An 8,325-nucleotide genomic window follows, 5' to 3' on the forward strand; every position below is an offset into this window, starting at 1 on the left:
TTGCTTTAGAAAGTTCTGTCCATTGTGGTGATTTTTCAAAAACAATATTTTCATTTATAATTAAATTATTATTTTCTTTATTATTTTTTTCTTGGTAAAAGTCTTCAACAAAGGAACGAAGAATTTCGGATTCTTTTTTTGTTAAAATTTCGGAAGAACCTGAAAAAAGCTCTCTATCAGAAACAAATTCTTTTTTAATAAAATAATTTTTATGTGTATTTGTATTCGGATTTTCATTCTCATTTTTGAAAAACTCTTCAAACTCGTTTCTTTCTTCTTCACTTAAATGAGATTCAAAATGGCGAAAAAGAGCTTCTAAAGAAACAGATGACATAGATTCAAAACCAGGACCACTTAAATTTATTTTTTTGGATGAATTTTCAAATAATTCATTTGTAATTTCTTCATAATTCTTACCAAAAAAATTTGCGGATGAAGAGAAAAAAAAACGGCCACCTAATTGTGGTTGTTTTTCAATAAGAATAATACCGTTTGCTAATTTTTTAGGATCCTTGGAAATTTTTAATGCTAAAAGCAATCCTGAGACGCCACCACCAACAATAACAATTTCTGGTTTTGTTACTTCAAAGTTTAAGTGGTTATCCATTTTTATTTCCTTTTTTACTTTATTTCTTGATTTAATATCTCTTCTTTTGCTAAATCTTCATCACGTTTTTGTTCACGAGCTTTTAGATCGGCAATCATAGTTGCATCTGTGGAGTCGCCCTCACCTTCTCTGAAACTCACTCCTTTTAATATTCCCATATAACTGCGATAACGTTCCTTTGATATTTTACCATCAGCAACGGCCTGTTTGATTCCACATAGTGGTTCGTGGTCATGAGCACATTCTCTATATTTACATTTAAAAGGCCGAAATTCGGGAAAGCAATAACTTAACGTAATAGGATCGTAATTGTGAATATCAAAAGAACGAATTCCTGGTGTATCTATAGCATAGGCACCAATATCTAATTGTAATAAACTATTATAAGTAGTTGTATGGCGTCCTTTATAAAAAATATCTGGATTTTCATCTACAATTTGCTCAAATTCAGGTTTCATTAAATTTAAAAGACTACTTTTCCCAACTCCGGAATGTCCCGCAAATCCAATTAACTTTCCTTTAAATAATTTTCGTAAATATTTTACGTTATCCATATTTTTTTTGGGTTTTAAGGCACAAATTTCTACAATTTCGTATCCAATGCTTTTATAAATTGCAATACGTTTTTTATAAGTCTCGAGAAAATCTTTACTAGCAAGTTTTTCATTTTCTAATAAATCTACTTTATTTAAAATAATAACGGCAGGTATTTTTTCAATTTCAGCTTGTACTAAAAAACGATCAATCAATCCCCAACGGACTTCAGGATTTAATACAGATGCGACAATCGCGACAAGATCAATATTTGCAAGCATCACATGTTCCCATTCCGGATGCATGGGATCTTTTCTTGATATTTTACTTGTCCTTAAAAAAGAATGCTGAACAACTCCATGAGGAAGATCGGTATCAATAGGTTGCCCCTCAGCATCAAACTTCAATTCCGCATTTGGTTCAAACAAAATACGATCGCCAACAACAACAAAGTTACGTTCTTTATGTGCCCGTTGGAAATGTCTTTTTGCTACAGAGCATAACCACAAATTTTCTCTTTCGGGAAGGCCTTCTTCATTTTCTTCTGCAATAAAAACATTTCTTTTTTGAACTTCAATTACACGCCCACGGCGTAAACCTTTTTTATAAAGTTCATCCAGTTTTTCTTTCATTTCTTTTTTAGTAAGATCCGAATTAGGAGAATCAATAATCCAATCGTCAATAATACGTCCACGAACAGATCTTTTTTCTTTTTTTATTTTTTCAATTTTTTTAAAATTGTTACGTCGTTCATCTTGATCGACAAAGTTTTTTAGGCGAGCCAAGTCTTTACTCCTATTGATGTTTGCCTTCAATACGTTTATACATCATTCCGCAAAGCTTGGAAACCAACCTTAAACCGGTGTGTAATTCTTATGGAACATGATAACAACATTGACAACAGTCCCCAATCATTTCTTCGCAATGACGCTCTCATGCGTCTTGAATGGAATAAAATAACGAGCTATTTAGCTGGTTTTTCAGTATTTCCTCATTCAAAAAAACTATTATCCAATTTAGAACCTTGGTTAGATTTTGAAGAAAGAGATTTTTATTTTACTACAACCTCTGAAATGCTCGATTTAAATACCTTAGGGAATGGAATTTCACTTGAGACTTTTGATTTCAGTCTATTTGAAAATCTTCTTCGCAGAGGAGCTATTTTATCCCCACAAGCATTATTCCAAATTTTAATTACACTCAAGCTTTGCCATTCAATTCAAAATTATTTTAAAAATGAAAAAGCGAGAACAATAAAATACCCCACTTTGTTTCAACTTGCTTGTGAGCTCAAGCCACAAATGGATTTGCTCGCAAAATTAAATAAAAGTGTTGATATAAATGGATCTATTTTATCTACTGCTTCTCCTGAACTCTATTCGGCAAGAAGCCGCTTGGAAAATGCGAAACGTAAAATAGTAGAACACTTAGAAGAAATATTAAAAAAACAAGATGTTCGGAATTCACTTCAAGATAATGTTTGGATGTTAAGAGAAGGTCGATATGTTCTTCCTGTGCGTTCGGATCGCAAAACGGGGATTGAGGGAATTCCAAGAGGAGTGAGCCAATCCGGGTCTACCGTTTTTATTGAACCCCACGCTCTTGCCATGCAACATTCCAATTTAGAAAAAGCCCAATCCGACGTCGAAATAGAAGAAAATCGCATTTTACGTGAACTTTCTAAAGAATGTTACCTTGTTCATGAAGATATTTTAAATTCTTCCGAAGTTTTGACAAAATTTGATCTGATTTCAGCAAGAACAAAATTTGCTGGCGCTATTGAAGGGATACGTCCACAATTTTTAGAACCAAAAGAAAATAATGCTCGGTTTTCATTAATCAATGCAAAACATCCTCTTTTTCTCCTAGAAAAAAAGTCTTGCGTTGCAAATGATCTTCAACTTATGCCTCAAAGACATGGAGAAAGCTCTCCTAAAATATGGGTATTAAGTGGTCCCAATGCAGGCGGTAAAACTGTTGCTATGAAAACAGTAGGCGTTACTGCTCTCATGGCAAAAGCGGGTCTTTTTGTTTCTTGTGAAAAAGCAGAAATATTAGATTATGAAAATATTTTTGTTGAACTGGGAGATAGACAAAACAGAGAAGAAGATCTCTCTACGTTTTCAGGTCATTTGTCCCAATTAAAAAAAATAGCAGAAGAGGCAAATGAATTAACTCTCATATTACTTGATGAAGGTTTTGTTGGAACCGATCCCGCCATTGGTGTTGCCATGGCGCGCGCTACTTTAGAATATTTTTCAAATAAAAAAGCAACTGTAATCATAACAACTCACTTCTCGAATTTAAAAACTCTCGCTGACGGAGATCATCGCTTTTTTAATGGAAGCATGGAGTTTGAACCTCATAAATTGTTGCCAACTTATAAATTATTGAATGGCATTCCTGGGCAAAGTTACGCAATAGAACTCGCCGAACGTATGGGATTGAATAATGAAATCATACAAAAAGCGAGAGGATATTATGGCAATGAATCACAAAGAATGGAAAATATTCTAAAAGACCTTCAATTAAAACGAATTGAAGTCACTGAAGAATTAAAACAGCAAAATAACTTAACAAAAAAACTTGAACACGAATTAAAATCCTTGCATCATGAAAAAGAAAAATTATCTGAACTAAGAAATTCACTCGTTGAAAATTATCGAAATAAATTACAAAAAAGATTAAATGCTTTTGAAAATCGTTTAGAAATTCGAGAACGCCAATTTGAAAAACAAAAAGAAAGCATTTTACGCGATTTAAATGATCAATCAAATATGGTTCAAAATACAAATAATATTGAAATATCAACTTCTGAAAATCAAAATAAAGAAACAGATAAAAAAAGTGATAAAATAGATATTTCAAATTCTAAAAATCAACTAAAGCCAAAAAAACTTTTAGGTTTTGATGCTCTTTCAGAATTAAAGCTTCCTAAAAAACAATACGCTGAATCCAGCATTGACTATGACTCTTTAGATGAAAAAGCAGCTAAGTTTAGAGCACCGAAGCATATGTCAAGCAGAGCATTATTAGATGAAGCTCGTATGAGTTTAAACGCTATGAAAAACTCATTTGACGACATTGAAGAGAGTCTTCATGATGATCTTGATACATTGCAAGAGCTTGAAAAATCCACGAAAGAAAAAGCAAAATCAGCGAAACAAACAGCAATTGAAACAATCGCTCAAGGAAGGCCACCTGAATATTGGAAACCAGGTATGATTGTAAAATCGGCAAAATTTAGAGAAAAAGGAACTGTATTAAAAGGAGCCGATTCAAAAGGAAATATTGAGTGCCAATTTGGAATTATGAAAGTTAAAATATCTTATCACGAATTAACTCCTATAAATGAAAATCAAACCTCTCTAAAAAACGAATCCTTTTCAAAAACAAAATTATTTTCAAAACAAAAACAAAATTCGAAAACAAAAAAAATCCAAAACCTTCAAGACAGCGAAATTCCACCCACTCTTCAGCATTCAGGCAATACAATAAATTTACGCGGAAATACGGTGGATGAATCTCTTAATAAACTTGATATTGAATTAGATAAAATGAATCGAATGCAAGTTGATAGAGTTGTTATCATCCATGGTCATGGAATGGGAAAAGTGAAAGAATCTGTTCGAAAACATTTAGAAGAATCATCCTATAAATTAAGATTTCGTAGCGGCCGCCAAGGAGAAGGTGGAGATGGAGTAACAATTGTAGCTTTTGATGATTAACAAAAAGATTATTTTTTTTAAAAAGGCTTGATTTTATCTTTCCTAATATGAAATACTATTTAATGTAGCAACTTAAAATTAAATAGGAGGCTTCTTTTATGAGCCGATCAGACCTTTTAAATGTTGAAGGTATTGTTACGAATGTTTTTGCAGGCGGAAAATATTCAGTAAGCCTAAATACAGGACAAATTATTTCAGCGAAAATATCGGGAAGAATGCGAAAATATCAAATTAGCGTAATTATAGGAGATAAAGTGACTGTTGGTTTGTCACCTTATGACGTAAGCCATGGACTTATTATCTCAAGAGAAAAACTCAATTCAAAAGGAAAATAAATTATTCTAATTTTATATTTAAACTATTTGGAAAAGAATTACTATTTTGCCACCACCCATCATTATAAAATTTTAAATATGTTTTTTTATCATGCCCCTGATAATATTCTAAAATAGCCCGAGCCTTTGTATCAATTATAAATTTTTTATTTATGCATATGGTTCCAACTTCACTATCATTTAAGATCATTTTTATTCCCCAACCATTTGCATAATTTACTCCATATAAATTTACCCATGAGCATGGAATATTCGTATCTTCGAATTTAATGGTATAAGTAAAATGTATAATAAAATATCCATTATCGTTTAACAGAACTTTATCATCTTTATTAGCTAAAAAAATCTCACTAATAGGAACATCTCTGTTGGTAAAAACTCTTTGAATGAGTAACTGAGAATCTTCATAATTATTATAAAATTCTACTTTAAATGATCCATAACAATGGAATGAAAAAAATAAAATACAGATATAAATCAAATGCAATATATGTTTTTTCATAAAACACCTAAATTTATTAAGTTTTTTAAATTAATAATGCCATGATGATTGAAAATATTTCTTAATAGTACAATAAATTTAACCCCAAAGCAATAAATGATTTTATATTTTAAAAAATCATAATTTTAATTTTTTTTTAAAATAAATAATATACGAATTTTCTTTTTGAAAATGAGCTAAAATGAAACTAGTTTTATAAATTTTAATTTTATTTATAAAAACATATGCATACGCTACATTTTCTATTCTTGCCATGGATAAAGAAACGAATGAAACTAGTGCTGTATTGGGCACCTGCCTTCCCATGTTAAGAACAGTTAAAATAGCTGAGGATCTTGTTAACGATACAAATGGATATGGAATAATGATTATTCAAGCAATAATAAATGATTTTTCAGATATGTGGTTTGATACGGCCATTGATTTTATGGTTCAAGATGATCCCTATTATACCGCTTCTGTAATAAATAAACATCTTAGTGATAAAATATTTGATCCCCTCTTTCAGACAAGAATTTACTTAAGCCATAGCTGGAAATTTATTAACTCATAAAAACAAATTACTAGTTATGAAAAATACGTTTAAAAATTCGAAAGAAACATTATCTGATAAACTTGTTTTAGCATAAAGTAAAATTGGAAAAATAAAAAATAATGGTGATATAAGATGTAAAGAAAATTTAACTTCATCCAATCATGCTTTTTTAAGAACATTTAAAGGATTGGAGTTGGAATATGATATTCAAGTTTCAACATTTTTAAATAACAAAGAAGATACGGAATAAATCTTAGAGAAAGTATATGAAACATGAAATTAAAATAATTTTTATTTGATTAATTTCTTATCATTATGAATCATATAAAATTTACATATTATTGTCCCTACTCCCCAGCCAAGAAAACCACCGGCAACAACATCACTTAAAAAATGATAATGTTTTAAAACTTGTCCTAAGCCTAAAAGAAACATGGGAATATAAAAATAGTTTCTAAATTTAGGATAGAAAAATATAAAAACAGTAAAAAATGCAAATGTAACTGTTGTATGCCCAGATGGAAAAGAAGAATATTCAGATCCTTTTTGAAAAAAATGAAATCCATATGCATTATGAACAATTAAGGATGGATTTCCATTAATCCAGGTATCAGGCCAATATCTTCCAAAAACATATTTCAAAAGATCTTTTACTTGAACACTAATAGCAACAGAAATCATGGCCATAAAAAAAATATGAAAACACTTATACTTTTGCCATTTTCTGTAAACAAAAATAAATAAAATAAAATAGATAAAAAGTATAGCAATTATGCCATCGGGAATATGAGTAAATATCTCTAAAATAAAATTCTTATTTATACCATTTTTATTTAAAAACAATACAAGGGGAGAATCTATAAAAAAATAGGATATAAACAAAAAAGGAATGACTAAATATTTAAGCAAAACAAACCTCAACAGATAATTAGAAAAAAAGAAAGAAATGCAACCAACTAAAAATATCGATGACATTTCTAATTTTTTTCTTTTCTCTTCATTTCCATTCTGAGTCAAGTAACTTTTATGCTACCTTTAGCCTACTTTATTCCTCTTTTTATTTACCGATATGAGGATGAAAAGATTTTTGAAAGGTTAAAAAAGAAAGGAAAAATAACTTTACCCTATATGTCTAAAATTATTATAATAAATAAAATAAAGTGGGTTAAAATTTATAAAATATCAATCTCCCTATTCTTCTTTTTGATTACCACCTCCCCCATTTTTGCGCAAAATGAGAAAAAAATAATTAAAATAGGGTATTTTATAGCGCCACCTTTTACATTTGAATCGATTGATCACAAAAACAAAGGTGCTATTATTGATTTTTATAAAAATCATATTATGCCCAATACACCCTATGAGTTTCAATTTGAAGCTTTTCCACTGACTAGACTTTATATCGATTTAAAAAAGGGGGATATTGATATGATAGCAATGTCTTCAAAAAATAAAACCGACTTTGGAGTTATAGTAGGTAATAATGCCTTATATAGTTCAAAAAGTTTTCTAATTACTAAAATAGATTTTAAATACGACAAAATAACATCAGCAAGTCAATTAAAAGATATCGTCATAGGGTCTAATAAAAATGGAGCAAGATCATCTTTTTTAATTCAAAATAGAAATGTGTTAAACTTTGAGGAATCTTCGAGCCAAGATTCTGTTAATCTCTTATTAAAAAAGCTTTTAGCCGGAAGAATAGATGCAATATACGGTTATTTATATTATGCTTATATTTATTTAGCAAAAAAAGAAAACGTATATGATAAAATCAAAGCGGTAGAATTACCTGGAGATTCCGTTTTTGTTTATGCTGGTTATAGTCCAAAATTAGACCCTAAAATTCGCGAAAAAATTGAGAAACAAATTGATATACAAATTAACGAAAAACACATCAATATAGATCAAATGGTAAAAAATATAAAATAAATATATAAATTTTATTTTAATATTTTATCTATTTCAATATTTATTTTATCTATTGTTTCTTTTCCAACTATTTTTGAACACATTATATATCGTTTTTCAACTTCCGGTAAATCATTTAAATCTTTAATCTCAAGATTAATTTTAAATAATGG

8 protein-coding genes are annotated in these 8,325 nt (G+C 29.7%); 4 read left to right on the forward strand and 4 right to left on the reverse strand.

The window, feature by feature from the left end; all coding sequences use genetic code 11:
- Positions 1-607 (reverse strand): NAD(P)-binding protein (locus ACIQ56_RS11500; protein ID WP_397601204.1); only part of this gene is annotated, 607 nt, incomplete at its 3' end.
- A 14-nt stretch (positions 608-621) separates the two neighbouring features.
- Positions 622-1,926 carry a ribosome small subunit-dependent GTPase A gene (rsgA, locus tag ACIQ56_RS11505; RefSeq protein WP_397601205.1) on the reverse strand — a complete coding sequence of 435 codons (1,305 nt, stop codon included), beginning with the start codon at positions 1,924-1,926 and terminating at the stop codon, positions 622-624.
- Between the two features lie 90 nt (positions 1,927-2,016).
- On the opposite strand from rsgA, the gene ACIQ56_RS11510 reads away from it, so the two are divergent.
- Complete coding sequence (locus tag ACIQ56_RS11510) at positions 2,017-4,869, forward strand: endonuclease MutS2 (RefSeq protein ID WP_397601206.1); 2,853 nt, start codon at positions 2,017-2,019, stop codon at positions 4,867-4,869.
- A 98-nt stretch (positions 4,870-4,967) separates the two neighbouring features.
- Positions 4,968-5,204: a translation initiation factor IF-1 gene (gene infA, locus ACIQ56_RS11515; protein ID WP_153421775.1), complete on the forward strand. Its 237-nt coding sequence runs from the start codon at positions 4,968-4,970 to the stop codon at positions 5,202-5,204.
- Between the two features lies 1 nt (position 5,205).
- On the opposite strand, the gene ACIQ56_RS11520 is transcribed toward infA, so the two are convergent.
- Positions 5,206-5,706: a hypothetical protein gene (locus tag ACIQ56_RS11520; RefSeq protein ID WP_397601207.1), complete on the reverse strand. Its 501-nt coding sequence runs from the start codon at positions 5,704-5,706 to the stop codon at positions 5,206-5,208.
- Positions 5,707-5,959: 253 nt separating this feature from the next.
- Between ACIQ56_RS11520 and ACIQ56_RS11525 the strand changes: the two genes are divergently transcribed.
- On the forward strand, positions 5,960-6,259 hold the full coding sequence (locus ACIQ56_RS11525; protein WP_397601208.1) for a hypothetical protein: 300 nt from the start codon (positions 5,960-5,962) through the stop codon (positions 6,257-6,259).
- 273 nt (positions 6,260-6,532) lie between these two features.
- Here ACIQ56_RS11525 and ACIQ56_RS11530 read toward each other — a convergent pair whose 3' ends face one another.
- Positions 6,533-7,150 carry a phosphatase PAP2 family protein gene (locus ACIQ56_RS11530; RefSeq protein WP_397601209.1) on the reverse strand — a complete coding sequence of 206 codons (618 nt, stop codon included), beginning with the start codon at positions 7,148-7,150 and terminating at the stop codon, positions 6,533-6,535.
- A gap of 519 nt (positions 7,151-7,669) precedes the next feature.
- Between ACIQ56_RS11530 and ACIQ56_RS11535 the strand changes: the two genes are divergently transcribed.
- Positions 7,670-8,173 (forward strand): hypothetical protein, encoded by a 504-nt coding sequence (locus tag ACIQ56_RS11535; RefSeq protein ID WP_397601210.1) that lies wholly within the window; start codon positions 7,670-7,672, stop codon positions 8,171-8,173.
- Positions 8,174-8,325 lie beyond the last annotated feature (152 nt).

The organism is Silvanigrella sp. (assembly GCF_044369315.1).
Classification (GTDB): Bacteria; Bdellovibrionota_B; Oligoflexia; order Silvanigrellales; family Silvanigrellaceae; genus Silvanigrella.